Source organism: Congregibacter variabilis, from assembly GCF_045689235.1.
GTDB classification, from domain to species: Bacteria; Pseudomonadota; Gammaproteobacteria; order Pseudomonadales; family Halieaceae; genus Congregibacter; species Congregibacter variabilis.
On record NZ_CP136864.1, the window covers coordinates 3,739,659 to 3,765,934 of the forward strand.

General features: G+C 55.4%; 21 protein-coding genes. 20 read left to right on the forward strand and 1 reads right to left on the reverse strand.

Annotation, left to right across the window (positions count from 1 at the left end):
• Nucleotides 1–92: 92 nt before the first annotated feature.
• Complete coding sequence (gene nadA, locus R0135_RS16790; protein ID WP_407348056.1) at nt 93–1,157, forward strand: quinolinate synthase NadA; 1,065 nt, start codon at nt 93–95, stop codon at nt 1,155–1,157.
• Between the two features lie 18 nt (nt 1,158–1,175).
• Here the strand turns inward: nadA and R0135_RS16795 are convergent, their stop codons facing one another.
• Nucleotides 1,176–2,678 (reverse strand): M48 family metalloprotease, encoded by a 1,503-nt coding sequence (locus tag R0135_RS16795; protein WP_407348057.1) that lies wholly within the window; start codon nt 2,676–2,678, stop codon nt 1,176–1,178.
• A 144-nt stretch (nt 2,679–2,822) separates the two neighbouring features.
• On the opposite strand from R0135_RS16795, the gene R0135_RS16800 reads away from it, so the two are divergent.
• From R0135_RS16800 to R0135_RS16890, 19 genes are all read left to right on the forward strand, one after another.
• Nucleotides 2,823–3,092, forward strand: coding sequence for a sulfurtransferase TusA family protein (locus tag R0135_RS16800; RefSeq protein WP_407348058.1), 270 nt, complete (start codon nt 2,823–2,825; stop codon nt 3,090–3,092).
• 2 nt (nt 3,093–3,094) lie between these two features.
• A complete protein-coding gene (locus R0135_RS16805; RefSeq protein WP_407348059.1) occupies nt 3,095–4,171 on the forward strand; it encodes an AI-2E family transporter in 1,077 nt (358 codons plus the stop codon).
• A gap of 4 nt (nt 4,172–4,175) precedes the next feature.
• Entirely contained in the window at nt 4,176–7,052 is a 2,877-nt protein-coding gene (locus R0135_RS16810; RefSeq protein WP_407348060.1) for an insulinase family protein, read from the forward strand.
• Nucleotides 7,053–7,309: 257 nt separating this feature from the next.
• Nucleotides 7,310–9,964: a pyruvate dehydrogenase (acetyl-transferring), homodimeric type gene (aceE, locus tag R0135_RS16815; protein ID WP_407348061.1), complete on the forward strand. Its 2,655-nt coding sequence runs from the start codon at nt 7,310–7,312 to the stop codon at nt 9,962–9,964.
• Nucleotides 9,965–10,011: 47 nt separating this feature from the next.
• Nucleotides 10,012–11,634 carry a dihydrolipoyllysine-residue acetyltransferase gene (gene aceF, locus R0135_RS16820; protein WP_407348062.1) on the forward strand — a complete coding sequence of 541 codons (1,623 nt, stop codon included), beginning with the start codon at nt 10,012–10,014 and terminating at the stop codon, nt 11,632–11,634.
• Complete coding sequence (locus R0135_RS16825) at nt 11,631–12,551, forward strand: hypothetical protein (RefSeq protein ID WP_407348063.1); 921 nt, start codon at nt 11,631–11,633, stop codon at nt 12,549–12,551. The genes aceF and R0135_RS16825 overlap by 4 nt, the downstream gene beginning before the upstream one ends.
• Nucleotides 12,548–13,393 carry an HAD-IIB family hydrolase gene (locus R0135_RS16830; protein WP_407348064.1) on the forward strand — a complete coding sequence of 282 codons (846 nt, stop codon included), beginning with the start codon at nt 12,548–12,550 and terminating at the stop codon, nt 13,391–13,393. Before R0135_RS16825 ends, R0135_RS16830 begins: the two co-directional genes overlap by 4 nt.
• A 2-nt stretch (nt 13,394–13,395) precedes the next feature.
• Nucleotides 13,396–14,622 carry a glycosyl transferase gene (locus R0135_RS16835; RefSeq protein WP_407348065.1) on the forward strand — a complete coding sequence of 409 codons (1,227 nt, stop codon included), beginning with the start codon at nt 13,396–13,398 and terminating at the stop codon, nt 14,620–14,622.
• Nucleotides 14,609–16,387, forward strand: a complete 1,779-nt coding sequence (locus R0135_RS16840; RefSeq protein WP_407348066.1) for a sugar phosphorylase — start codon at nt 14,609–14,611, stop codon at nt 16,385–16,387. Before R0135_RS16835 ends, R0135_RS16840 begins: the two co-directional genes overlap by 14 nt.
• 117 nt (nt 16,388–16,504) lie before the next feature.
• The gene (gene fabV, locus R0135_RS16845; RefSeq protein ID WP_407348067.1) at nt 16,505–17,695 is read left to right on the forward strand and encodes an enoyl-ACP reductase FabV; all 1,191 of its coding nucleotides are present in this window, start codon (nt 16,505–16,507) and stop codon (nt 17,693–17,695) included.
• Between the two features lies 1 nt (nt 17,696).
• Nucleotides 17,697–18,530 (forward strand): MBL fold metallo-hydrolase, encoded by an 834-nt coding sequence (locus R0135_RS16850; RefSeq protein ID WP_407348068.1) that lies wholly within the window; start codon nt 17,697–17,699, stop codon nt 18,528–18,530.
• A gap of 72 nt (nt 18,531–18,602) precedes the next feature.
• The gene (locus R0135_RS16855; protein ID WP_407348069.1) at nt 18,603–20,234 is read left to right on the forward strand and encodes a long-chain-fatty-acid--CoA ligase; all 1,632 of its coding nucleotides are present in this window, start codon (nt 18,603–18,605) and stop codon (nt 20,232–20,234) included.
• Between the two features lie 183 nt (nt 20,235–20,417).
• Nucleotides 20,418–22,175 carry a GspE/PulE family protein gene (locus R0135_RS16860; protein WP_407348070.1) on the forward strand — a complete coding sequence of 586 codons (1,758 nt, stop codon included), beginning with the start codon at nt 20,418–20,420 and terminating at the stop codon, nt 22,173–22,175.
• A 3-nt stretch (nt 22,176–22,178) separates the two neighbouring features.
• Nucleotides 22,179–23,384, forward strand: a complete 1,206-nt coding sequence (locus R0135_RS16865) for a type II secretion system F family protein (protein WP_407348071.1) — start codon at nt 22,179–22,181, stop codon at nt 23,382–23,384.
• A 95-nt stretch (nt 23,385–23,479) separates the two neighbouring features.
• The gene (gspG, locus tag R0135_RS16870; RefSeq protein WP_407348072.1) at nt 23,480–23,935 is read left to right on the forward strand and encodes a type II secretion system major pseudopilin GspG; all 456 of its coding nucleotides are present in this window, start codon (nt 23,480–23,482) and stop codon (nt 23,933–23,935) included.
• Between the two features lie 4 nt (nt 23,936–23,939).
• Nucleotides 23,940–24,407, forward strand: a complete 468-nt coding sequence (locus R0135_RS16875) for a Tfp pilus assembly protein FimT/FimU (RefSeq protein ID WP_407348073.1) — start codon at nt 23,940–23,942, stop codon at nt 24,405–24,407.
• Entirely contained in the window at nt 24,404–24,808 is a 405-nt protein-coding gene (locus R0135_RS16880; RefSeq protein WP_407348074.1) for a type II secretion system protein, read from the forward strand. Before R0135_RS16875 ends, R0135_RS16880 begins: the two co-directional genes overlap by 4 nt.
• The gene (locus R0135_RS16885) at nt 24,805–25,398 is read left to right on the forward strand and encodes a type II secretion system protein J (RefSeq protein WP_407348075.1); all 594 of its coding nucleotides are present in this window, start codon (nt 24,805–24,807) and stop codon (nt 25,396–25,398) included. The genes R0135_RS16880 and R0135_RS16885 overlap by 4 nt, the downstream gene beginning before the upstream one ends.
• Entirely contained in the window at nt 25,395–26,213 is an 819-nt protein-coding gene (locus R0135_RS16890) for a hypothetical protein (RefSeq protein ID WP_407348076.1), read from the forward strand. The genes R0135_RS16885 and R0135_RS16890 overlap by 4 nt, the downstream gene beginning before the upstream one ends.
• The last annotated feature ends 63 nt before the right edge of the window (nt 26,214–26,276 follow it).

Below are 26,276 nucleotides of genomic sequence, written 5' to 3' on the forward strand. Positions count from 1 at the left end.
CAGCGTAATACCCAGCGCCGGGAAAGCTTCAGACGACGGTTATCGTCGCTGTGTGCTACTATTTTTTGGTTTGATATCCCCAAAGGTTCAGCATGACTATCGCGTCCGATCGTCTGCAAGCGATTCGCGAGCAGGTCCAACATCACCTCGACAAAGATGCCTCTGAGCAACTATCTCCTGAGCAAAAGCGGGAGCTGGTTGAGCGAATCAAGAGGCAATTGCTTGCCCACAACGCCGTGATTGTGGCGCATTACTACACTGCGCCAGAAATTCAGGCATTGGCAGAGGAGACCGGAGGCTGCGTCTCCGACTCTCTGGAGATGGCTCGATTCGGGCACGATCATCCCGCAGAGACCCTCATTGTGGCCGGAGTTCGGTTCATGGGGGAGACTGCCAAGATTCTTACACCGCAAAAACGCGTGCTCATGCCCACCCTTGAGGCCACATGCTCTCTGGATCTTGGTTGTCCTGCAGATGAGTTTTCGGCATTTTGTGACGAGCACCCCGACCGCGAGGTCGTGGTCTACGCCAACACCTCAGCGGCCGTAAAGGCCAGGGCCGACTGGGTTGTTACTTCCAGCATTGCCCTGGACGTAGCGGAGCATCTGTCGTCCCAGGGTAAGAAAATCCTCTGGGCACCGGATCGCCACCTGGGCGATTACGTGCGCCGGGAAACCGGTGCAGACATCGTAATGTGGGATGGCGCCTGTATTGTGCATGAGGAGTTTAAGGCGCGGGCCCTGGAAGATTTAAAGCGTGTGTACCCCGATGCGGCTGTACTGGTGCATCCGGAGTCGCCCGCCAGCGTGGTTGAGCTTGCGGACCGCGTGGGATCTACCACGCAAATCATCAACGCGGCCAAAGAAATGGATAACCCCCAGTTCATTGTTGCCACAGATCAGGGGATTTTCTACAAACTCCAGCAGCAGGCTCCCGACAAGCAGTTCATCATTGCGCCCACCGCAGGCAACGGTGCTACCTGTCGTAGCTGTGCAAACTGTCCATGGATGGCCATGAACGAGCTGGAGACCCTCGCCAGCGTGTTTGACCGTGATGATAACGAGATCTTTGTGGATCCCAAGCTTGGAGAACGCGCGATGTTGCCCTTGCGCAGGATGCTGCAATTCTCGGCCGACAGGGCTGCGGCGAGTCGCTAGTTTGTGCCCGTGGAGCGCTTAGGACTCCAGCATTTCTCGCATTTCGGCAACATCGTTAATACGTTGATTGATCTTCGCGCTGGTGGTGTAGTCGTTGCGCACCAGATCCAGAGCGTAGCGCAGCTGCTTGTCGGCTTGATCGAGAATACCGTTGAGAATGAAGTACTCGGCGCGAGATTGGTGCAGGCCAATGATATTACCCGCTAAGCCTTGAACCTCGGCCAGAAGATACCAAAGATACGGGTCATTCGGCTTTCGCTTGCTCTGCTCAATTAGAACCTCTTCGGCAATATGGGCCTGCTGGTCCTGCATCAATGCCTCTGCATAGGTCATCGTTAGCGGGTGGTTGCCGGGGCTCAGCTTGAGTCTGGTGGCGAGTTTTTCTATGGCTCGATGAGGTTCATTTCGGGCCATATCAATTCTTGCGTCTGCAATCACATATTCGAGCCGATTCGGCTCGGCGGCCCAAATTGCGTCCAGCTCCAGTGCAGCCTCATCAGCACGTCCTGCGTCGGTTAGAGCAAGTACCAGGCCGTAGCGGGCCGCCGCCTTGGAGCGGGGAGATCCCTCAAGCTCCTTTCTGAATTTTGCCGCGGCTTCTTCGGGCGTGTCGGCGAGTTGATTAACTACCCGGGCGCGCATGAGTTGGTAATCCAGCTTGGCTGGTCGAATCTGCTTGGGGTACTGGCGAGCGCGATTTCGTGTGTCTGCAATGCGATTCTCGGACAGGGGGTGCGTGCGCAAAAATTCCGGTATGCGGCTTCCGGTAGCGTAGCGCGAGGCTTGCATCATTCGGTCAAACATCGATGAAGCAGCATGAGGATCCATTCCGGCATTCACGATGGTTTGCATGGCGACACGATCTGCTTCTGCCTCATTGCTTCGCGAATATCGCAGCGCAGAGTCCTGCGCGGCTGCCTGGGCCGCCGCGAGGGCGGCCATGCCGGCATCACTGCCCGCAGTTGCCATCAGCACAAAGCCCGCCAACATGGCTGCCAAGGTCAGTGGCTGCTGAGTCTTGGAAAACTCAACCCGGCGTGAAAAGTGGCGTTGGCTTAGGTGGGCAATTTCGTGTGCGATTACCGTAGCAAGCTCATCTTCGGTTTGTGCGTGTAGCATCAGGCCGTTGTGAATGCCGATGACGCCGCCCGGGACCGCAAAAGCATTGATCGCCGCATTGTCCACCACTACCAGCTCCAGACGTCGATCCTGAAGTTCACTTTCCGTGACCAGTTTAAAGATCAAATCTTCGAGGTAACTAAACAGCAGAGGGTCGTTAACGGTAGGAGCTTGACTGCGAAACACCCGAAGCCAGGCGCGACCCAACTGGTACTCGTATTCAGCGGAGAACAAACTGGTACTGGACTCGCCTAAATTAGGTATCTTGAGCTTCTCTGTACGCTGGGCCTGTGCTGGAACGGTGGCACACAGCAACGCCACCGATATCCACAAAACGAGGAATCGGGTCCAGGGTAGCGCGCCCCGAGGGCTGCGAGTTGGCTTGGTAGCGGTCATCAGCATGCAGTATTCTACGCGAGTCTGGCCGACGTCGATTTGCCGTCAGCCCATTAAACTATTGGACGACATAGCGGCCCTTAAGTTCGCATCAAGTCACGCAGTGTTTGCCGTGTCCATTGTCGCTACGAAAATAAGGAAGTCTGTCTGTTGGTTACTGAGAGTGAGCAAGCATCTGACGCGGGAATAGGTCATGATGCTGATGCACAGGTCGATGCTCGCGGGCACCGCTGCCCCATGCCACTATTAATGGCTAAGCGCGGACTGAATGCTTTGGAAGTGGGGCAGACGCTCTATTTGATATCCACTGATGCGGGCTCACGGCGTGATTTTGAGGTCTTTGCCAAGCAAAGTGGGCACGAGTTGCTTGAGGTGGCGGATGCGGATGATGAATTTCACTTTTTACTGCGTAAAAACTGATCATGCTTGAGATTTTTAACAAGTGGTACGAGCGCTATCTCTTTGAAGAGGAGTCAGTACTGCTGTTGGTGCTGATCTGTCTATCGCTGGTGCTCCTGGCGACCATCGGAGACATTCTTGCGCCTTTGCTGGCGTCAATTGTCCTGGCTTATCTCGTGCAGGGCGTTGTGAACCTGCTCTGCCGACTCGGATTGCCTCCGTGGCTTGGATTTTTCATCGCGTTTACAGCATTCATGGGGGCTTTCTTTGCAGTGCTTCTGGGGCTATTGCCACTTGTTTGGCGTCAGTCCATCGGGCTCATAACCGAAGTGCCCCGTATGATCGACCAGGGCCGTGATCTGCTCGAGATTCTACCGGGGCGCTACCCGGAGGCCTTTAGCCAAGCGCAAATTGATCAGGTGCTTGCGGGGATTCAGGGGGAAATTGCCGGTCTTGGCCAAAAAGTGGTGACCATGACCTTGGCACGCATACCGGGTTTTATGACGCTGTCGGTGTACGTGGTGCTCGTGCCAATCATCGTCTTTTTCTTACTTAAGGACCGTGCGCAGATAAGCCGGTGGTTGGCTGCGTTCCTCCCCGAAAACCGACCTTTGCTGAACCGAATCTGGGCAGAAATGAACGTCCAGTTTTCTAATTACGCCCGAGGAAAAATGGTCGAAATTATTATCGTTGGTGCTGTGAGCTATGTCAGTTTTACAGGGCTTGGCCTGCGTTATGCGGCTCTGCTTGGTCTGCTTGTGGGGCTGTCGGTAATCATTCCGTATATAGGTGCATTTATCGTGACTGTGCCGGTAGCGGCAGTAGGGCTTTTTCAGTGGGGACTGACATCGGAATTTTATTGGGTATTGGCGGTCTATGTTGTTATACAAATGCTGGACGGTAACGTTTTGGTGCCCCTGTTGTTTTCAGAAGCCGTTAACCTTCATCCTGTCGCAATCATCGTGGCGGTTTTGTTTTTTGGCGGTATTTGGGGGCTGTGGGGCGTGTTCTTTGCCATACCCCTCGCCACGTTAATCAAGGCTGTGATTAACGCCTGGCCTAAACGCGAAACCGTCGCTATACCCAACTCTGCGGAGTAATACTATGCAAATCCAAATCGCCGCGGCCCGCGCGGTGCAGGCCAGTCTGTTTGTGCTTGTTGGGCTGTTGGCCGCCTGTGCTAGCCCCGAACCCCCCTCATCATCGGTAACTCCGATTCAGAGCCCTAACGATCGCTTCGCCTATCGTCTGGTGACTTTGGACAACGGCTTGAAAACGCTTCTTGTATCCAATCCAGAGACACCCAAAGCGGCGGCATCACTTGATGTGCAGGTCGGTAGCGGCGACAACCCTGAGGGTCGCGGTGGCTTAGCGCATTTTCTGGAGCATATGCTGTTTCTGGGTACGGCAAAGTATCCCGATGCTGCGGAGTATGAGCAGTTTGTTACCGAGCATGGCGGCACGCGAAACGCCTACACCAGCTTCGAGCACACCAACTACTTTTTTGATGTTGACGCAGATCACCTGCCCGATGCACTGGATCGTTTTGCGCAGTTTTTTATTGCGCCGAACTTCGACGAGGCCTACGTCGACCGCGAGAGAAACGCCGTAGAGGCCGAATATCAGATGGGCCTGAAAAGCGACGGTCGTCGCGGCTTAGATGTGCTTCAGGCGTCAATGAATCCAGAGCATCCTTTTAGCCAGTTTGCCGTGGGAAGCCTGGAAAGCCTTGCTGATCGGCCTGATGCGTCAGTTCGCGACGACCTGCTGGATTTTTACGAGAAGCATTATTCCGCTGACAACATGCGTTTGGTGATTCTTGGTAGAGAGCCTTTGGATGCACTGGAGGTGATGGCCGAGGAAATGTTCTCGGCAGTTCCAAACCTTAACGTAGAGCTTGAGCAGATTGACGTGCCGCTGTTTGTTGATTCCCAGCTGCCTATGCTGCTGAAGGTCAAGCCCCAAGGCACATTGCGACAACTAGAGGTGAATTTCCAGATTCCCGATTATCGCGCCGACTACTACGCCAAACCCATGAGCTATGTGTCTAACCTTGTTGGACATGAGGGGGAGGGCAGCCTTTTGTCGCTGCTCAAACGCGAGGGGCTGGCAGACGGTTTGTCTTCGGGCACGGGTCTGAGCTGGCGTGGGGGAGCCTTGCTCTCAATCACCATCGCACTCACAGAAAAAGGTGTGGCAGATTACGAGCGTGTTTTACAAGCCGTATTTGCCTATCTCGACTTGCTGCGCTCTGAAGACCCCAAAGAGTGGATCTATGAAGAGCAATCGGCGGTATCCGCCCTGGCATTTCGTTTCCGGGAGCCCTCTGCGCCCATGCGATACGTCAGTAGTCTGAGTAATTCCATGCACTACTATCAGGATGCGGATCTGCTTCAGGGGCCTTACCTGATGAGCGACTTTGATGCGTCTATGATTAACGATGCACTCGAGACTCTGACGCCGCCCAGGGCGCAGGTTGTGCTCACTGCGCCAGAAGTGACCACTGATCGTGAGTCGCCGTATTACGGCGTTAATTACAGTCAGTTGGGGCCCGAAGCCTTGATGTTGTCGAGATGGCGAACTGAAGATGTTGCAGGGTTACATTTGCCGGCCGCCAACCCGTTTATTGCCGAGGATGTGGAGCTCGTCACCGTGGCGGACGATAACCCCGCCTTGCCCGAGCTACGGGTAGAGCAGCCTCGAAAACGAGTTTGGTTTAAGCAGGCTGATGAGTTTCGGGTTCCCAAGGGAGCCATGTACGTGAGCTTTCGATCGCCGCTGGTTTCGGCCTTTGCGGAACAAAAGGCTGCGTCGGCCCTTTACACAAGAATGGTGACCGACTCGCTACGTGAGTACACCTATCCGGCACTGCTCGCCGGACTGGGCTTTAATTTTTATAACCATGCCCAGGGCATTAGCATGCGGGTGAGTGGCTATAACGATAAGCAACTTATGCTGCTCAAAGAGTTGTTGGCCAGTATTGCACAGCAGTCCTTTGACCCTGCCCGCTTCGAGCGCCTGCGCCGTGACATGGTTCTGGAACTACAGAACACCGTGGCACGTCGCCCCAGCTCGCAACTTATGGATGATATGCGACGGGCGCTATCTAGCGGGTCCTACGATGAGCCCGAATTGATTGCCGCGCTGGAAGCGCTGGATGTCAAAGCTCTGGATGACTACCGAAAAGCCTTTTGGGATTCTGCGAGAGCCGAAGCGATGTTGTACGGAAACTACCCCTCAAGCGACGTTCAGGTGATGTCCGAGACGCTTGATGCAGTATTGCGCGATGGTGACGGTGAGCCAGCTCTGGGGCCGCAGGTGTTGCGGATCGCGGAGCGTGAGTCTTTGGAACTTCACTCGCAGATTGAGCACAACGACACAGTCGTCGCGTGGTACCTGCAGGGCGCCGGGCAAAGCTGGAGTGACCGGGCGCTCGTGGCTCTGACAGCGCAGATTACTGAGTCAGGATTTTTTCAGCAGCTGCGAACCGAGCAGCAGTTGGGCTACATCGTATCCAGCTTCCCCTGGGCGCAATATGATGTTCCGGGGCTTTTGTTGCTTATCCAGTCTCCGTCGCATTCTGCTGCCCATGTTTTTGACGCGATGCAGGAGTTTCTGGTGGGTACTTTAAATGACATCACCCAAGAGCAGTTCCAGCGACACCGTCAGGCGCTGATTAATGCGACGCTCAAGCCTCACGAAAATTTGCAGGAGCGGGCAGAGTTTTACTGGCAGTCCATCGCCACCAGGCAGTGGATGTTTGATAGCCCGGAGCAAATGGCGGCTGCTGTGGAGTCCATCAGCTATGAAGATTGGCAGCAGGCGTATCGAGAATTGTTCCTTGATGCACCGCGATCCTTGCTGGCGCTGAGTCCCGGAGCCAAAGGGGTGACACCTGAGTCGGACAGCGAAGTCTTTGCAAGTCCCGAGGCTTTGCGCCATGGTCGCGAGACTTATGCGGTGGATCTTTCGCCCCTATGACATCCTTGTCATTGCTCCTTGCTTGAGGGCGCGGCGTGACGGAGTGGATTCCGGCACGTCGCGAGTTAATGAGTATCAAAATAGAACCATCTGAGAGTTATGTGGGACTTGTGATCAAAATTTAGACACCGTATGATTCGCCGAAGCGTGCTCGAGACCGTTGATTACCTCGGGTTAATTCTAATAAAGAACTAAGTAGCGTTTCGGCGGAGGCCCAAACTGGGTGTTCGTCACGTAGCGCTGGCGGGACTACAGCAATGATCGACGATATCGACCCCATCGAAACCCGGGAATGGCTGGACTCACTGGATAGCGTAGTGCGCGATGGCGGCGACAGTCGCGCTCGCTACCTTATGATCCAGTTAGCCAAGCATGCCGTTGATACGGGCGTGCCACTGCCTCCGTCGATTACGACACCTTTCAGAAATACCATCAGCCCCGAAGACGAAAAGCCCATGCCTGGCGATTTGTTTATGGAGCGTCGTATCCGCTCACTAGTGCGCTGGAACGCCCTGGCCATGGTGATGCGCGCTAACGACAACGACGAGGGCTTGGGTGGACACATCAGCAGCTTTTCGTCCTCCGCCACGCTTTATGACGTGGGCTGCAACTACTTTTTTCGTGGTACCGACGACGGGCACCCCGGTGATCTGGTTTTCTATCAGGGCCACAGCGCTCCCGGAATGTATGCACGCTCTTATTTAGAGGGCCGCTTGACAGAGGGTCAGCTCGATAACTTTCGACGTGAGGTCGATGGCAACGGACTGTCTTCGTACCCACACCCCTGGTTGATGCCGGACTACTGGCAGTTCCCCACCGTGTCTATGGGTCTGGGTCCGATTCAGGCGATTTATCAAGCGCGGGTCATGAAGTATCAAAGTGATCGTGGCCTGGTGGATCAAAAAGACCGCAACGTCTGGTGTTTTATGGGCGACGGTGAGTGTGACGAGCCTGAGTCTCTCGGGGCGATTTCTTTGGCTGGACGCGAGAAGCTCGGCAACCTCATTTTTGTCGTGAACTGTAACCTGCAACGCCTGGATGGTCCGGTGCGGGGCAACGGCAAAATTATTCAGGAACTCGAAGGCGTATTCCGCGGCGCGGGATGGGATGTTTCCAAGGTTATTTGGGGTCGCAAGTGGGACCCGCTTCTGGAACGCGATGACTCCGGCATGCTGCAAAAGCGCATGGACGAGGTCTGTGATGGCGAACTCCAGAATTACAAATACAACGGCGGGGCCTACACCCGAGAGCACTTCTTTGGTAAATATCCAGAGTCTTTGGATCTGGTTAAAGACCTGTCTGACGATGACATCATGTATCTCAATCGCGGTGGTCACGATCCCTATAAGGTGTATGCCGCCTATGCCAAAGCCGCAGAGCAGTTTGAGCGTCCCACGGTGATTCTTGCCATGACCGTGAAAGGTTACGGTACGGGAGAGGCGGGTCAGGCGAGTAACGAAACGCACTCTCTCAAAAAGCTGGACATCGAGGCACTCAAGGCGTTCAGGGATCGTTTTGCGATTCCCATTGATGACAAAGATTTACCTTCGGTACCGTACTACCGACCTGACGAAAACAGCCCCGAAATGCGTTATATGCGCGAGCGGCGTCGTAAGTTAGGGGGCTGTATACCGTCGCGCAGAAGCGATGCGCAGGTCTTGCCGGTGCCGGGGCTAGAGGCGTTTTCAGCGCAGACAAAAAGCAGTGGCGATCGCAGCGTTTCGACCACCATGGCCTTTGTGCGCATCTTATCGACTCTCGCCAAGGACAAGGCTATCGGTCATCGTGTGGTACCGATTGTGCCCGATGAGGCGCGGACCTTCGGAATGGAAGGGATGTTCCGACAGCTCGGGATTTACTCTTCTGTGGGGCAGCGATATACGCCGCATGATTCTGATCAAATCATGTATTACAAGGAAGACATCAAAGGACAAATTCTCGAAGAGGGTATTAACGAGGCAGGTGCGGGCTCTGCATGGTTGGCCGCGGCAACGTCCTATAGCACCAGCAACTACCCCATGGTGCCCTTCTATATTTTTTACTCCATGTTTGGTTTTCAGCGCATTGGCGATTTGCTTTGGGCCGCTGGCGACAGTCAGGCGCGCGGGTTTCTCATGGGAGCCACCTCCGGGCGTACGACGCTTAACGGCGAGGGCTTGCAGCACCAGGATGGCCACAGCCACCTGTTGGCCGCGACGATCCCCAACTGTGTCAGTTACGACCCCACTTACGCCTACGAGCTGGCGGTGATTATTCAGGACGGTATGCGCCGCATGTATTCAGAGCGAGAAAATCGCTTTTACTACATCACCACAATGAACGAGAACTATCCCCAGCCGGCCATGCCAGAAACAGAAGGCGTGGAGGCGGGCATCGTCAAAGGCATGTATCGCTTAAAAGCCGCCGAGGCCGATGTTCCCCGCGTACGCCTGTGCGGAGCTGGCAGTATTTTGCGCGAAGTAGAAGCTGCTGCAGAAATGTTGCGCGCCGACTACGGCGTTGATGCTGAGGTGTGGAGCCTGACGAGCATCAATGAGTTGCAGCGTGACGGCAAACAGGTAGATCGATGGAATATGTTGAATCCTGACCAGGCGCCGCGCACCGCGTTCTTCACCGAGCAGTTGCAGGCTAACGACGCTCCGGTGGTGATTGCCACGGATTACATGAAGAGTTTTGCCGAGCAATTGCGTTCTGCGTGCCCGGCGGAACTCTACGTGCTGGGTACCGACGGCTTTGGACGCAGTGATACCCGTGCCAAGCTTCGTCACTTTTTTGAAGTCAGCCGGGAGTTTGTCGTGCTGGCTGCGTTGACGGCCCTTGCGGCACGCGGTGAATACAGTTCTCAGGATGTGGCCTCAGCACGGGACGCTCTGGGAATTGACCCGAACAAAGTCGATCCCACAACAATATAAAAAGCAGTTAGCGCAGCGCTGATAGCGCCAGAGCGAGGAGAGAGTCCGTGGCACAGGAAACAGTCCTAGTCCCCGATATTGGTGGTTCAGATGCTGCCGAAGTAGTCGAAGTACTGGTGAGTCCCGGCGATAGCGTCGATGTAGATCAGGGGCTGTTGGTTCTTGAATCTGATAAGGCGTCAATGGAGATACCCTCGAGCGTGGCCGGTACGGTTGTAGAAGTATTGGCCAAGGAGGGAGATCAGTTGGCCGAAGGCGCCGCGGTAGCGGTCATCGAAACCGCCGGTGCGGCAACTGAGGCTGATTCCGCATCTAGCGCGGAAAAGATACAGGAGCCTGCGCCTGTGGAATCTGCCGCTGAAGATAACGCTGATGCTTCTGACTCGGCTCCGGCTGAGTCGCAGCTTATTGATGTAATCGTGCCCGATATTGGTACCGATGAGGCGGTGGATCTCATCGAAGTCTCTGTGAGCGTGGGTGACAGTGTTGCCGAGGGCGATACCCTGGTTGTGCTGGAAACTGATAAGGCATCCATGGAGGTGCCGTCCACCGCATCAGGTGTGGTTAAAGCACTACAAGTAGAGGAAGGACAGCAGATTAAGCAAGGTGATGTGCTTCTGGTCCTTGAAGCCGTTGTCGCACAATCTGGATCGGTGGATGCATCTAAAAGCGCTCCAGCGCCTGTGGCTGCCGTGAGTGCGCCCGCAGCATCTCCAGTTGAGGTTGCACCGGCTAGCCAGGGCGCTGTCAATGCGCCTGATTCCTCGGGTAAAGGCGTTTACGCCGGTCCGGCTGTTCGTCGCCTTGCCCGAGAATTTGGCGTGCCACTTGAATCTGTGAAAAGCAGTGGTCCGCGAGGCCGCATTCTCAAAGAAGACCTTCATCAATACGTCAGTCGCGCTCTCGCAGCCCCCAGTTCCAGCGCTAGTGGCGCCGGAATACCGAGCATCCCCGATGTAGACTTCTCGGCTTTTGGCCCCGTGGACGTTGTCGAGCGAAGCAAGATTGACAAGGTCACCGCCACAAATATGCAACGCAGCTGGCTTAATGTTCCGCACGTAACACAGTTTGATGATGCGGATATCACCGAAATGGAAGCCTTTAGAAAGTCTTTAAAAGCCGAGGCCGAAAAGCGTGGCACGCGTCTGACACCACTGCCGTTTTTACTCAAAGCCTGCGCGGTGGCACTCAAACACAACGAAAAAATCAATTCGTCTCTCAGTGATGGTGGCAGCACCTTGACCTACAAGCGCTACGTGCACATTGGGATGGCTGTCGACACACCCGCAGGACTTGTGGTGCCAGTGATTCGCGATGTCGATCAAAAGACTCTCTGGGAGCTTGCGGACGAGGTTATCGAGCTCGCTGGCAAGGCCCGGGATCGCAAGCTAAAGCCAGCAGATATGCAGGGCGGCGGCTTCACTGTGTCGAGTCTTGGCTCTATTGGCGGACGAGGATTCACCCCCATAGTGAATGCGCCTGAAGTGGCGATCCTGGGAGTCAGTCGTGCAGATACTCAGCCGGTATGGGATGGGCAAAGTTTTCAGCCAAGACTGCAGTTGCCCTTGGCGCTCTCTTACGATCATAGAGTGGTAAACGGTGGTGATGCCGGTCGTTTCCTTACTGAGCTGTGCCAACTCCTTGGGGACATTCGTAAGTTATTACTTTGATTCCATCTGATACCGCCTCTGCAGCAAAACCCTGGCAAGAGAGTTTTCTTGAAGAGCATCGGCTACCTGATGATTATCTGGATACCGCCAATAGATGTTTTGAGCCTCTGGCGGCGATTATTGCCAAACGAAGACAAGCCAGTGGTGCTTCGCTAAGGATTGCACTCAACGGAAGTCAGGGGTCCGGCAAAAGCACATTGGCAGCCTACCTTTGTCGCTGCCTGAAGGAGGAGCACGGACTTACTGCAGTCGCGCTATCTCTGGATGATTTCTATCTTACGCGGGCAGAGCGCCGGGAGCTTGCTGAGCGCATTCACCCTCTGCTACTCACCCGTGGTGTCCCCGGCACACATGACGTAGGCCTGCTGCGCGATGTCTTAAAAGCTTTAGGGCAGGAGTCTGAGCGGCCGGTATTCATACCGCGATTTGACAAGTCTACTGATGATCGAGCGGCAAAGGATGTCTGGACGCTTATTGATGCGCCGGTAGACGTGGTCGTGCTTGAAGGATGGTGTCTCGGTGCTAAAAGCGAGACACCCGAGGTGGTCGCACAGCCAATTAATGCCCTGGAAAGAGATGAAGATCCCGACGCTCGTTGGAGATCGTATTCGAATCAGTTACTCAAAGATCAGTATGAGGCCTTGTACGCTGAGCTTGATTTTTGGGTGATGCTTGCGGCTCCCGGTTTTGACGAGGTTCTGCGCTGGCGAACACAGCAGGAGCAAAAACTCCGTGAATCTGTTGCGGGGGAGGGCGAAGGTTTGATGAGTGATGCGGCCTTGAGTCGGTTCGTGCAACACTTTGAGCGCTATACCCGACAGTGTTTGCGCGACATGCCCCAGCGAGTCGATGTCCTTCTGAAGCTGAGCGGCGATCGCAGCATCGTTAGAACCCATGGCTTGGAGCTGCGGACTTGAGTAGCGTCGTCCATTTGCTCATCACTGATCTGGATGGTTCCCTGTTGGATCATGATGATTACAGCTATGACCCGGCCAAGCCGGTGCTGCAGCTGCTTGAGGAAATGCGCATTCCTGTGATTCTCGCATCGAGTAAAACTCGTGCAGAAATGCTGGAGCTACGCGCGGAGCTTGGCAATGAACATCCGTTTATTGTTGAAAACGGCGCCGCGATTTATGTGCCCCAGCGGTATTTTCAAAAGCAGCCTGCTGGTACCGAGCTTCGCGAGGGTTACTGGGTTCGGGAACTGGTGCCGTCGCGGGGTCATTGGCAGAACGCCATCGATAAGTTGCGACAGAAGATGCCCGGATGCTTCATGGACTTCGCCACCGCAGGCACGGCCGGCATAGCTCAGATGACCGGCCTCAGTGCCGAGAAAGCAGCTTTGGCCAATGAGCGTCAGTACAGTGAGCCTGTGCAATGGCGCGGGAGCGAGCGGGAGCTTGAAGTGTTTTTGGATGAGCTCTCGGCAGCCGGCGCGAAGGTGCTCAAGGGTGGGCGCTTTTACAGCGTTGCCGGAGACTGCGACAAGGGGCAGGCGTTGCTCTGGCTACGTCAGGAATATGCGCTGGCCGCAAAGGCTTCGGCTGTTTATGATCTTGCGGTAGGGGATGGAGAGAACGACATCCCCATGCTCGAACTAGCTCATCGGGCTTTACAGATACCCGCGCATGACCGTGCGCTGCCGAGGCTTGAACGAAAAGACGGCGTTATTGTTGGAGAAGGTTTCGGGCCACAGGCCTGGGCATTTGGGGTTCGCGAATGGTTGCGTGGCCTGTATCAGTCTCGAGAGGACGTTTGAGAATGGCGGATTTTTACCAGAACGGCATTATTACCACCTTACATAACCTCTCGAGTCGACCGGTTGCAGATTTGGAAGAAGAGCTGGTGGGCTTTAGCAAGTCTCGCCCTATGGGGCTCCTGCTACCATCGCTGTATTCCGAGCTTGAGGGAGAGGCGTTACCGCGCATCGTCGAACATCTGGCGAAGGTGCCCTACCTTGAGCAGATCGTTATCGGACTGGATTCCGCAACCGAGCAGCAGTATCGCGACGCGCTCAAGTTTTTTTCCCGGTTGCCTCAGCCTCATCGGGTGCTCTGGAATGACGGCCCCCGTTTGAAGGCAATCGACGCCGAGCTGCGCGAGATGGATCTTGCTCCCCGGGAGTTGGGTAAGGGGCGCAATGTCTGGTACTGCATGGGCTACATTCTGGCGGCAGATCGCGTGGAATCCATTGCACTCCATGATTGTGACGTGCTCACCTACGACCGCTCCCTACTCGCAAGACTGATTTATCCGGTGGCCAACCCCAACTTCAATTACGAGTTTTGCAAAGGCTATTACGCCCGGGTCGCCAACGGCAAGATTAATGGACGTGTCAGCCGTCTTCTGGTGACGCCGCTTTTACGCGCACTGAAGAAGACCCAGGGCGACATGGAGTACATCAATTATATGGATAGCTTTCGTTATCCGCTGGCCGGCGAATTCTCTTTCCGGCGGGATGTACTCAACGATTTGCGGATTCCCAGTGATTGGGGTCTGGAGATTGGTGTGCTGTCTGAGATGCATCGTAATTACGCTAATAACCGTTTGTGTCAGGCGGATATCGCCGACACCTACGATCACAAGCACCAAAAGTTGTCGGCAGATGATGCCACTGCGGGCTTGTCGCGGATGTCCATCGATATCAGCAAAGCATTGTTTCGAAAGCTTGCAACGCGCGGCGTGGTGTTTAGTACCGAGAGCTTTCGTACGCTAAAAGCCAGTTATTACCGGGTCGCTCTGGATTTTGTGGAGACCTACCACAATGATGCAGTGATGAACGGACTCGAATATGATTTACACAGTGAGGAGCGAGCGGTGGAGCTCTTTGCTGAAAACATCATGAAGGCCGGCGAGGCTTTTCTTGATCGGCCCATGGAGCGGCCATTTATTCCGAGCTGGTCTCGGGTGAGTAGCGCAATGCCTTCAGTTCGAGAGCGTTTACTTGAGGCAGTAGAAGAGGACACCGCGGAGTATGCCCCAAGCTGAGCATTCGAGCTCCCACGGCGAGTATCGCCCGGGCTTGTCTCACCGCGTAGCTCAACAGCTTTCTGTCATCTATGCCGGCGGCGAGATCAGTCCGCAGATGGAGGCGCTCGCCGTTGAGTTGCTGGATATCATGCGGCTGGACGACGACATGCCGCAGCCCGATCCTCAAATCAACCACTGGGATCAGCGTGATGCGCTGATGATTACCTATGGGGACAGTATCCAAAAAGAGGGCGAAGCGCCGCTTCAGACGCTGAAATATTGGCTGGATCACTATGCCGATGGCTGTATCACGGGCGTGCATGTCCTGCCGTTTTGCCCCTGGAGCTCGGACGATGGTTTTTCCGTCATTGATTACCTGCAAGTTAATGAGTCTCTGGGCGACTGGAATGATGTGTTGGCGATTGGGGCAAAGTACAACCTCATGGGTGACCTGGTCATCAATCACTGTTCCAGTGCCAGCCAATGGTTTGCTAACTTTTTGCGCAACGAAGAGCCTGGCAAGGACTACTTTGCGACTGCTTCACCCCAAGATGATTTGTCATTGGTTGTGCGGCCAAGAACCTCACCTTTGCTTCGTGAAGTGGAGGCGATTGATGGTACTCGCCACGTCTGGTGCACCTTCAGTCATGATCAGGTTGACCTTAATTTTAGAAACCCGGAAGTGCTCAAGCGTATGGTCGAGATCGTGCGCCACTACCTTGATAACGGCGTACGGATATTCCGTCTGGATGCCGTGGCGTTTCTCTGGAAGAAGCCGGGCACTAGCTCGCTGAACCTGCGCAAGACACACGAGGTAGTGCGCCTGCTGCGAACCTTGATAGAGCATGCCCGCGACGATGCGATGATCATCACCGAAACGAATATTCCTAACCAGGAAAACCTTTCGTACTTTGGCAACGGCAACGAAGCGCATTGCGTGTACAACTTTTCGCTGCCGCCCTTGCTGGTTAATACCCTGGTGACGGGGGACTGCTTTTATCTGAAGCAATGGATGATGAGCATGCCTCCGCCGCAGCATGGCACGGCATATTTTAATTTCATTGCCTCGCATGATGGCATTGGTCTTCGTCCGGCTGAGGGCCTCTTATCTGACGAGGAACTGCAGACGCTGATCAGTACCATGCGTCGATTTGGCGGACATGTGTCTTATCGCGCTTTGGAGGACGGCCAGAACAAGCCCTATGAGATCAACATTGCGCTCATCGATGCTCTTCAGGGGACGACTGCCGGCGCTGATGAATACGGTATTGAGCGTTTCATCTGCGCCCACGCTATTATGCTGGGTCTGGAGGGGATTCCAGGTATCTACATTCACAGTCTCGTAGGTACGCATAATGATCAGGAGCGTTTGGAGAGTACAGGCCAAAACCGAGCCATCAACCGTCATCAATGGCAGCTCAAAGAACTCGAAGCACAGCTTGGGGATACCGACTCGGATCACGCTCAGGTATTTAGCGGGATCATGAATCTACTGTCGATCCGGCAAAAGCAATCTGCCTTCCACCCCAACGCCACGCAATTTACATTGCACCTCGGTTCAAGCCTTTTTGGGTTTTGGCGTCAAAGCTCGGATCGGCGCCAAAGCATATTCTGTGTCAGCAATGTGAGTAATGAACCGGAGTATTTGCAGCTCACTGATATCAACCTTATCGAAGCGCAGGATTGGTCTGACCTTATTTCTGGTGAGGACTGCAACAAGCAGCAAATGCTGCTGGAACCCTATCAAACTGTCTGGATTAGCAACCGTCGAGACCACCGCTAGACCCTGATCCCTGTGCTAGAATTCCGCCTCTTTACGGACGGCATATGCCGGTGTTCAGGCGCGGGATGTGCCGTTGCCTCACTCGATGCTATACAAAATAAAAGAAGGTAGCGCTCTATGGTTATCAAACCCCGCGTCCGCGGTTTTCTATGCACCACAACCCACCCCGTCGGTTGCGCGGAGAACGTGCGACGCCAGATCGCCCATGTGCGCAGCAATGGTGCGGTGGAAAATGGACCCAAGCGCGTGTTGGTGATTGGTGCGTCCACTGGTTACGGTTTGGCCTCCAGAATTGTCGCTGCTTTTGGCAGTGGTGCCGAGACCCTCGGGGTGTTTTTTGAAAAAGAAGGCACGGAACGTAAGCCGGGTACGGCGGGTTGGTATAACTCGGCTGCATTTCATGCTGAGGCCGAAGCGGCTGGTTTGTACGCCAAGAGCATAAATGGCGATGCCTTCAGTGACGAGGTGAAGCAACGGGTTATCGAGGAAATCAAAGCTCACATGGGGCAGGTTGATCTGGTGGTTTACAGCCTGGCATCGCCCCGTCGGTTGCATCCTCGCACGGGTGAAGTGCACAGCTCTACTTTAAAGCCCATCGGCGAAGCGACAACACAAAAGGGCATCAATACCGATAAAGGTGAGATTCAGGAGTTTCATCTGGAGCCAGCGACGCAGGAGGAGATTGATAACACTGTTGCTGTGATGGGTGGAGAGGACTGGCAGTTCTGGATCGAGGCTCTGGATGAGGCGGGCGTTCTCGCTGATGGTGCCAAGACGACGGCTTACACCTATGTTGGAGAAAAGCTGACTTGGGATATTTACTGGCATGGCACCATAGGCGCGGCCAAGAAGGATCTGGATCGACGCGTTCTGGATATTCGAAAGCGTCTGGCGGCTAAGGGCGGCGACGCCCGGGTTTCTGTGCTCAAGGCCGTAGTCACTCAGGCGAGCGCGGCGATTCCTGCGATGCCCATTTATCTGGCTATTCTGTTTAAGGTCATGAAGGCGCGGGGAACGCACGAGGGCTGCATTGAGCAGGTTGATAGTTTGTTTCGGGATTCATTGTATGCCGCCGAGCCGCAGCTTGATGACGAGGGGCGCCTGCGGGCCGATGCCAAGGAGCTGGATCCCCAGGTGCAGGCCGAAGTGGGTAAGCTTTGGGAGCAGGTCGCTACTGATAACTTGAGTGAGTTGTCAGATTTTGCCGGTTACCGTAGGGAGTTTTTACAGCTGTTTGGCTTTGAGGTTGATGGCGTGGACTACGACGCCGATGTCGATCCCCTTGTTCCCATCAGCCAGTTGATCTGACGTGCTCGAACACGGAAAACCCTGGCGTCTCAGTCCGAGAGTGCGTCGTCTTGTCGCGCCGAATCCGGGAGCAATGACGGGTCCCGGCACCAATACCTATCTGCTGGGCGACAAAGACCTGATCGTGGTTGATCCCGGACCTGCGATCGATTCTCACATTGAGGCAATTCTGGCAGCTGGCGACGGTCGCATTCGCTACATTATTTGTACGCATACACACCCGGACCATTCGCCGGCCTGGCAAGCGGTCGCCGAGGCGACCGGTGCCACGGTGATTGGTGCACTGCCAGAAGGCGACGATCACCAGGACGAAACCTTCAGCCCCGATATAAAACTTGAGCACGAATACCGCTTGCAAACCGAAGAGCTATCTTTGCTTGCGCTGCACACGCCGGGTCACGTCAGCAATCACTATTGTTTTTTGTTAGAAGACGAGCGGATGCTGTTCGCCGGCGATCACATTATGAATGGCAGCACCGTGGTGATAATTCCCCCCGGGGGCGATATGCAGGCCTACATTGCCTCTCTTGAGATGCTTTTGGACTACCCGCTGGATTCTATCGCCCCCGGACATGGAGAATTGATCTTTGAGAGCCGCGCGGAGATCGAGGGTCTGGTTGCCCATCGTCTGGGTCGCGAAGCCAAAGTTCTGGCGGGTCTCAATGCCTTGGGCTTATGCGATCTTGATACCCTGGTTGAGACCGTTTACGACGACGTGGATCCTGCGCTTTATCCCTGGGCAAAGCTGTCTATGGAAGCTCATTTGATTAAACTTGAGCGCGAGGGACGGGCTGCCCTCAGCGGTGAGCGCTGGCAGGCAAAAGACCCAGACTAAACACAATAATCTTCCATATTTCATGGCCGTTGCCGGCCTGAATAACAAGTGCAACTCGTAAAGGAGCGATCAATGAACGGTTTGATGATGGATACCTCACTGACTATTACCTCAATCATGGCGCATGCAGAACGGGTGCATGGGAACCAGGAAATCGTCTCTGTCACCCGCGACAACCCTCGACACCGCTACACCTACAAGGATGCGTTCCAACGCACCAGACAGCTGGCCAACGGCATGGCCTCCTGGGGGCTGAACCGCGGCGATCGAATCGCGACGCTGGCATGGAACGACTATCGGCATTTCGAGACCTATTACGCCGCAGCCTGCAGTGGCTTTGTGTGTCACACCATCAATCCGAGATTGTTTCCAGAACAGATTGTTTACATCATTAATCATGCTGAAGATCAGGTGGTTTTTGTGGACGCCGATTTCATGCCCCTTGTAGAAGCCGTGGCTGCGCAGTGCCCGAATGTTCGAGCGTGGGTGGTTTTGACCTCCAAAGAACAAATGCCCGAGACCACGCTTGAGAATGTCAGTTGCTACGAAGACCTGGTGCACAGCCACTCTGACGAGTTTGACTGGCCAGAGCTGGATGAGCGGGAGGCCTGCGCGCTTTGCTACACCTCCGGTACTACGGGTAATCCCAAAGGCGTTTTGTACTCCCACCGCTCTACGATGCTGCATGCCTACGCAACGCTAATGCCCGATGCCATGGGGCTTTCTGGTCGCGATGCGATTTTGCCCATCGTGCCCATGTTCCACGTTAACGCCTGGGGTACGCCCTACGCCTGCCCAATGGTGGGTGCCAAGCTGGTGTTCCCGGGCAACAAAATGGGGGATGGTGAGACTCTCGCTTCACTGATTAATGATGAAGGCGTCACCATGTCCGCCGGCGTGCCAACGGTATGGCTTGGGCTGCTTGCCTACCTCAAGCAATCGGGCAAAACGGTGGAGACCCTGGAGCGCATTATTGTTGGCGGCGCTGCATGCCCGCTATCTGTGATGGAAGACTTCGATCACTACGGCGTGGAAACGCGCGTGGGTTGGGGGATGACCGAGATGAGCCCCTTAGGCTCCGTGAATGAATGCACCGCAGCGCGCGCAGAATACGGTGAAGAGAAATTTGCGAAGCAGCGCCTGAAGGCGGGACGCCCTATTTTTGGTGTAGAAATGAAGATCGTTGATGATGAGGGCAAGGAACTGCCCTGGGATGGCGAGGCATTTGGGTCCTTAAAGGTGCGTGGGCCCTGGATCTGTTCGGATTACTACGAGTTGGGCGATGCATCGAGTGCGCATGCCGAGGAGGGCTGGTTTGAGACCGGGGACGTCGCAACGATTGATCCCACCGGTTACATGGCCATTACCGACCGTACCAAGGATGTGATCAAGTCCGGCGGTGAATGGATTTCGTCTATCGATGTGGAAAACGCTGCCACGGACCATCCAAAGGTCGCCGAGGCGGCTGTCATTGGTCGCTACCATCCCAAGTGGTCTGAGCGGCCATTGCTGGTGGTCGTTAAGACGGCTGATGGCCAGGACTTGAGCCCCGAAGAAATGCTCGCCTGGTTCGACGGCAAAATCGCCAAGTGGTGGACGCCCGATGCCGTGGAGTTCGTTGATGAGTTACCGCATGGCGCTACCGGAAAGATTCATAAGGTAGGCTTGCGCGAGCAGTTCAAAGACTATGAGTTTTCGGCTTAAGCCCAGGGATAACCGGGCGCGGCTTGCGCCCGGAAAAACTCAGCCCTGTGATAAACTGCGTTGAATTAACTGGCCTCTGAGACGTCTCATTTAGATGGACGATAAATTCAGATGTAGGGCTGGGTACGTTGGTCGGGCAAATTGGCCCCGGCGCATCAGTCGAGCAACAGGGTAGTTTAGACAGTGGCCACACATAAACTCGGCGAAATTCTGGTTGCACAGGGCAAGCTTTCTGCCCGCGATGTGGAGCGAAGTTTGCTGGCGCAGTCAGAGATGGGCGATCTGTTGGGTCGCGTATTGGTAAAGCTCGGCCTGGTGTCCGAGGTCGATGTTGCCCTGGCCCTGAGTGAGCAACTGGGCGTTCCTTTGCTAACGAGCTCCGACTATCCCGAGTCTCCGCCTGTTCTCGATGGCTTGGCGCGCGAATTTCTTGTCAGTAACAACGTAGTCCCAGTGTCCCTGAGCGATAGCGAAGCGTGTTTCGCCGCCTCAGTCCCGCAGGATGCGTACCTCAGCAAGGCGCTTGCAATGGCGGTGGACCGTCCAGTGAGGCTGGTACTGGGCACGGACAGCGATGTGTCCCGCGCGCTTGAACAGATGCTCAGTGAGAATCGATCGGATGACGACGAAGAAGAAGCGCTGGATCAGTTTGCGGGGCAGAGCGACGATGAGTTTATCGAGCATCTGCGGGATCTAGCCAGCGAGGCGCCGGTTATTCGCCTGGTCAATCAGCTGATCCATCGCGCACTTGATCTGTCGGCATCCGACATTCACATCGAGCCCTTCGAAGACGGATTGCATTTACGTTATCGCGTTGACGGCGTGCTGCAGGACATGACTGATCCACCTGCAGCGAGTCTGGCTCCGGCGATCGCGTCGCGCATCAAGCTGCTGTCCCACATGAATATTGCGGAGCGACGTCTGCCTCAGGACGGTCGGATTATGACCCGGGTGAAGGGTCACGAATTGGATCTTCGTGTATCGACTATTCCGACAGTACACGGTGAAAGTATTGTCATGCGGGTGCTCGATCGAGAGAGTATCCAGTTATCACTCCCCGACATGGGCTTTAGTCAGGATACTTTACTGCGCTATCAGCAATTGCTGGCAAGACCTCATGGGGTATTACTGGTCACGGGTCCCACTGGTTCGGGTAAAACCACCACCCTTTACGCCTCTTTGGCGTCCATGGATACGCGGGATCGTAAGATCATCACTGTTGAAGATCCTGTGGAATACCAACTGGCCGGCGTGAATCAGATTCAGGTGCAGGCACAGATAGAGCTAAGCTTTGCGCGGGCACTGCGCGCTATTTTGCGACAGGATCCCGATATCATCATGATCGGCGAAATGCGCGATGGTGAGACAGCGCAGATCGGGGTCCAGTCGGCATTGACCGGACACCTGGTGCTATCGACGCTGCATACCAACACCGCAGCGGGTGCGATCACGCGGCTTGAAGACATGGGAATAGAGCGCTACCTGATCACCTCATCGGTCAACGGTGTCCTGGCGCAACGCTTGATTCGTACTTTGTGTACTCACTGCAAGACGCCGGTAGAGTTGTCTGACACAGCGATAGCTCAGTGTGGAATCAAACGGTTTCTGCCGCCGGGTGAGCGAACTGTTTACCAGGCACAGGGCTGCGAGCACTGCCTGCAAAGCGGCTATTCCGGACGGACGGGCATCCACGAGTTGTTTCTTCTCGATGAGGATATCCGCCGTGTTGTGCAATCCGGCGCTGATGCTTCAGAGCTGCACACCGCCGCTCGTGCTCAGGGCATGATTACTTTGTATGAGGATGGGCTGCGTAAAGTTGTGGCGGGTGAAAGTTCTCTTGAAGAGGTGCTGCGCGTTACCCAGGATCAAAGTGAAGCCGAAGAGACTCTGCCTGCGGGCAGCTCGGCCGAAGTGAGCCGCATCCAGCCGATGCCGGCCTAAGCTATGGCTGTCTTTTATTATCGGGCCGTAGGACGCGACGGAAAATCGGTGGACGGCACGCTGGAGGCGCCGGGGCAGGAACTCGCGTCCCGTCAACTGCGTGCCCGAGGCCTCACCTTGCTGTCGCTGAAGAGCGAAGAAGCGGGGAGCGCATTAGGGCGCAGCAGTGGTCGTCCTCCATCACGCCAGGACGTGTTGTCCATGACTACAGAGTTGGCGGTGCTGTTGCGCGCCGGCTTGCCCCTTGATCGCTCATTAAAGGTGCTCATCGAGATGGCGTCATTGCCGTCTATGGCCGCGCTGCTGTCGGATGTGCTCAAGTCTATAAAGGACGGTAAGGCCCTGAGTGCGGCCTTGGAACCGTACTCAGAGCTCTTTGGGCGTTTTTACCTGAGTATGCTGCGCAGCGGTGAAGCCAGTGGCGAAATGTCGGCGGTGCTTGACCGCCTTGTGGCGCACCTTGAGACCGCAAAGGCGACTCGAGATAGCGTGGTCTCCGCGCTGATATACCCGGCGATCCTGCTGGTAGTTGCTGTTCTTTCTATCGTGGTGATGCTCGCCTTTGTTGTGCCGCAATTTGAATCACTGTTTAACGATATGGGTGAGTCCCTGCCCACGCTTACCCGTGTAGTTATTAACGCCGCAGATTTTGTGACCGCTTGGTTCTGGGTGATTGTGATCCTCGGGACGGTGATTGTGCTCGCGATACGTAACTGGCTGCGTAGTGATGAAGGGCGCCGACGCTGGCATTCACGTTTGCTGCGTTTGCCATTGTTCGGCGGCATTGTTTTTGAGTTTGAGATGGCGCGCTTCGCACGCACGCTGGGAACGCTGCTTGGCAACGGTGTTCCACTACTGCGTGCGATCGATATAGCCATAGCGACGGTGGAGAACGTGGTCCTGCGAGATTCTCTCGGGGCTTTGCCGCCTGCAGTGAAGGCGGGGCAGCGCATGTCTGTCGCGCTTGCCGACGCAAAGATGTTTACACCTATGGTGATCCAGATGACTCGGGTGGGTGAAGAGTCGGGCGCCATGGACACGATGATGCTGGAGCTTGCAAAAGTTTTCGACGATCACGTGAACTCCGGGGTGAAACGCAGTCTTACTTTATTGGAGCCGCTGTTGATTCTCACGATGGGGGCGGTGATTGCGGTAATTATTATTGCGATCCTTATGGGCATTCTGTCGGTGAATGATCTGGCCGTGTAAGTGTTATTAGCTATTAGGTATTAGCGTTTGAAGGACCAAAACGGAATGGCCCTTGATGCTGAATGATGAACCAAGACATGAACGGGAAGGCAGACATGAGTTTTACACGAACATCAGCGTCGCGTAGACAGCGGTTCACGGGGAATAAGCAGTCGGGCTTTACGCTCATGGAACTGCTGGTCGTGCTTGCGATCCTGGGGCTGTTGATGAGCCTGGTAGGCCCGCAGGTCCTGAATCAATTGGGTGGGGCGAAAACCAAAACCGCACTTATCCAGATTCGTGATCTGGAGCAGGCTCTGGAAATGTACAAGCTTGACGTCGGGCGGTACCCCAATACCGCCCAGGGCCTTCAGGCATTGGTTGAGAAGCCTGGTGGGACGGCAGGATGGAATGGTCCGTATCTAAAAGGTGATGTGCCCCAGGACCCCTGGAAGCAGGATTATCTCTACAAGTACCCCGGAGAGCGTGGCGAGCTGGATATTTTTAGCTATGGTCAGAATGGCTCTCCCGGTGGTGATGGTGAAGATGCCGACGTCGGCAACTGGCAGTAGTTTTATGTCAGGCCTCGCGCCGCGGAACCTCCGTGGCCGTGGTTTCAGTCTGGTTGAACTTATGGTCGTGCTGGCTATCGCAGCTCTGATTATGGTTGCCGCCGTCCCATCTTCGGTACGCTTTTACGACGGCATGCAGCGCCGGCAAGCGGTGCGTGACGCAGTAGCAATGCTGTCATCGGCTCGAGAACGAGCGCTGTCGTCCGGGCGCGTTCAGGACGTCAACGTTCGGCCATCCACGCGACGAATCTGGTACGGAAAAAAAACGCACACTTTGCCCGAAGGACTCACGCTTACCGTTCATGGTGCGGCGGAGCTAAATCGTGAGAACGTCGGGGTGATTCGTTTTTATCCTGATGGTAGCGCGAGCGGTGGGGGTATCGATATTGCTCGGGACGATGGCTCTGGCACGCGCATTAGCGTCGATTGGCTGGTGGGTCGCGTCCAGCAAGCAGCGCTGACTCAGGGATGAACCGATCGCGCCTGCGAGCTCGTCACGCTCATCGGGGATTCTCCCTGCTGGAGATGCTGGTAGCTGTGGCTATTCTGGGTATGGCCCTGGGCGCGCTTTATCAATCTGTCGGTGGTGCCACACGAAACGTTCGGGCAGACCAGCGTTATGCCTATGCAGTGGAGCTCGGCCGATCGCTGATTGCTGACAATAGCGTCGTGCCACTGGAAGGCATTCAGAAGAATGGTGAAACCAGCGGCGGATTTGTGTGGCAGGTGGCTGCCTCGCCCGTTACGCGTCCTCGGGGGTCGACTCTGGGCGGTGGGCGACTGCAGTTTATAGATGTAACAGTCTCCTGGCCCGACGGAACCCGTCAGCGACGCATCAACCTTAGTTCTGTCGTCGCCGGTCAACCCCGTTGATATCTCGTAGATCTCAGGGTTTTACCCTTGTAGAGATGATGGTGTCGGTGACCATCTTGTCGCTGGTCATGTTAGCGACGGTCACCGGGCTTCGTACCCTGGCTTCAACGCAGACCTCTCTTAACAGAGTCACAGATCGCAATGACGAGATTCGCAGTGTTAGCAGCTTTCTGCGCGATGCCCTTGAGTCCGCGGTTGTGGGCAGTAGTAGTGGCGGATTAAGCGTAGGCGGCGGGAGCGCCGAGATGACAGTGTTTGAGGCATCTTCAACGCAGCTTATGTGGAAGACCACCATGATGTTTGGCGAGCGCGCAGGCGGCAGCTACGTGGTCAGAATAGCCGAGGAACGGCCGAATATCGTACTGCGATGGCAGAAAATGAATGTCTTTGGGCAGGTCGGAGATTGGAATAAAGCCTCTGCACGCACGTTAGTCGAAGACGTGCAGGAGTTTGCGGTGGCGTATCGTCGTCAGGTTGAAGGCGAGTGGGCGTCTCAGTGGGATGGTCGCGGGCCGCCGGGGTGGGTGCGTTTGCGGATTCGGGCCGGCGAGCGTTACTGGCCGGACATCGTGATGGAAGTAGCGCAATGATGGCGCATTCCCGCCGCGAGGCAGGTGTTGCTTTGGCGGTGGTTGTTTGGTTTATCGCCGGTATGTCGCTGCTTGTCGCGGGCGTTGTGATGTCCGCGCGCACCGATGTACGACTTGCACAATTGCATATGGGGCGAGCTCAGGCCGCCACTGCGGGCGATGGAGCTGTGAATCTGCTGCTGGCGGACATACAGGATGGGGTGTATGCCAAAGACGCCCCGCCGCGCTTACCGCAGCAGCGCTACCAGCTGGGAGAGTTACAGATAGATGTGGCGGCGGTGCCTACGCAGTGGCTGGTCGATATCAATGCAGCGACCCCGGCGCTACTGGCTAATGCGCTGCAAGTATCCGGCGCACTGCAAGCAGACAGTGCACAGTTCCTTGCAAACGCTGTTGTACAATGGCGTTTTGGTTCAGAGGGCGCCAAGGCAACGCGATTTGACGCTCTTGAGGACCTTCTGAGTGTGCAGGGCATGAATCGAGGAACCTGGGATCGCCTGCGTGATTACATTGCAGTACCGGTTGGCGGAGTAGGGCTGTCTCGGCCGAGCGCACGGGCAAACCACGTGATGGGCCTGGTGCGCGGGTTGACGCCGGCACAGCGGCTTTTGGCTGCCGAGCAGGCACCGCCGGATGTGAGGGTTGGTGCTGCGCGTTTTAGTGGGTATCGCGTTGATGCTTTGGTGAGAGTCGGCGATACCGTTTGGCTGCGTCGGCGTTGGGTGTCGATGAGCGCATCGCGGGGTGCATTGCCCTGGCGTGTATATAGAACAGAGCCTGCCCGAATTGTGAACAGGCCGGGCTCGAGGGGTTAGGCGCATGCTGCGAACAGCGCATGCTTTTTTAAGCACAGCAACAAATATGGCGAGAGAGTAGTA

Excerpts from the sequence above, each read along its gene's own strand:
- R0135_RS16875 (WP_407348073.1), top strand. The coding sequence starts at position 23,940 with ATGTCAGGCCTCGCGCCGCGGAACCTCCGTGGCCGTGGTTTCAGTCTG.
- R0135_RS16840 (WP_407348066.1), top strand. The coding sequence starts at position 14,609 with ATGCCCCAAGCTGAGCATTCGAGCTCCCACGGCGAGTATCGCCCGGGC.
- gspG (WP_407348072.1), top strand. The coding sequence starts at position 23,480 with ATGAGTTTTACACGAACATCAGCGTCGCGTAGACAGCGGTTCACGGGG.
- nadA (WP_407348056.1), top strand. The coding sequence starts at position 93 with ATGACTATCGCGTCCGATCGTCTGCAAGCGATTCGCGAGCAGGTCCAA.
- R0135_RS16810 (WP_407348060.1), top strand. The coding sequence starts at position 4,176 with ATGCAAATCCAAATCGCCGCGGCCCGCGCGGTGCAGGCCAGTCTGTTT.
- R0135_RS16865 (WP_407348071.1), top strand. The coding sequence starts at position 22,179 with ATGGCTGTCTTTTATTATCGGGCCGTAGGACGCGACGGAAAATCGGTG.
- R0135_RS16855 (WP_407348069.1), top strand. The coding sequence starts at position 18,603 with ATGAACGGTTTGATGATGGATACCTCACTGACTATTACCTCAATCATG.
- R0135_RS16880 (WP_407348074.1), top strand. The coding sequence starts at position 24,404 with ATGAACCGATCGCGCCTGCGAGCTCGTCACGCTCATCGGGGATTCTCC.
- R0135_RS16835 (WP_407348065.1), top strand. The coding sequence starts at position 13,396 with ATGGCGGATTTTTACCAGAACGGCATTATTACCACCTTACATAACCTC.
- R0135_RS16805 (WP_407348059.1), top strand. The coding sequence starts at position 3,095 with ATGCTTGAGATTTTTAACAAGTGGTACGAGCGCTATCTCTTTGAAGAG.
- R0135_RS16795 (WP_407348057.1), bottom strand. The coding sequence starts at position 2,678 with ATGCTGATGACCGCTACCAAGCCAACTCGCAGCCCTCGGGGCGCGCTA.
- R0135_RS16890 (WP_407348076.1), top strand. The coding sequence starts at position 25,395 with ATGATGGCGCATTCCCGCCGCGAGGCAGGTGTTGCTTTGGCGGTGGTT.
- fabV (WP_407348067.1), top strand. The coding sequence starts at position 16,505 with ATGGTTATCAAACCCCGCGTCCGCGGTTTTCTATGCACCACAACCCAC.
- aceE (WP_407348061.1), top strand. The coding sequence starts at position 7,310 with ATGATCGACGATATCGACCCCATCGAAACCCGGGAATGGCTGGACTCA.